The sequence below is a fragment of the Bradyrhizobium sp. Arg816 genome (assembly GCF_029989365.1).
Classification (GTDB): domain Bacteria; phylum Pseudomonadota; class Alphaproteobacteria; order Rhizobiales; family Xanthobacteraceae; genus Bradyrhizobium.
Genome location: NZ_JAPRAQ010000239.1, coordinates 1 through 439 on the forward strand (window position 1 = coordinate 1; position 439 = coordinate 439).

Below are 439 nucleotides of genomic sequence, written 5' to 3' on the forward strand. Positions count from 1 at the left end.
ACGGATACTCTCCTCACTAGCGGCAACGATACCGCGGTGGCTTCAAAGCTCGCTAGCGTGAAACGTTCCGCCAAAACGACACACGGGCTCAGATCACGATGCACGAGCCGATTCCAGTAGAATCGGGCGCCTTGCTGATGAGTTTACCTGCTGCAACGTATTGACGTGCGCAGAGCTCTAAGCGTCTTTGCGCGCCCCTTGGTTAATGAGTGCAATTCAAACAGGAGAGTTGACATGAAATTCGTTTCTGCGCTCTGCGCAACTGCATTATCTCTAGTCGGTGTTACACCTGCCAGCACACAAACCTACCCTCCATCACCGGGAACTTTTGTTTTCAAAGGGCCGACAACTATAACTAATGGTCTAACCCTTAACTGCATACTTACTGTCAATGTGTATGTGACTAGCTCAAGTACCGCGGTGGCGACCCCATCAATAG

1 protein-coding gene is annotated in these 439 nt (G+C 50.8%); it reads left to right on the top strand.

What is annotated here, in order from left to right; all coding sequences use genetic code 11:
* Positions 1-234 precede the first annotated feature (234 nt).
* On the top strand, positions 235-439 hold a 205-nt coding region (locus OWC48_RS46700), incomplete at its 3' end, for a hypothetical protein (RefSeq protein WP_282526022.1).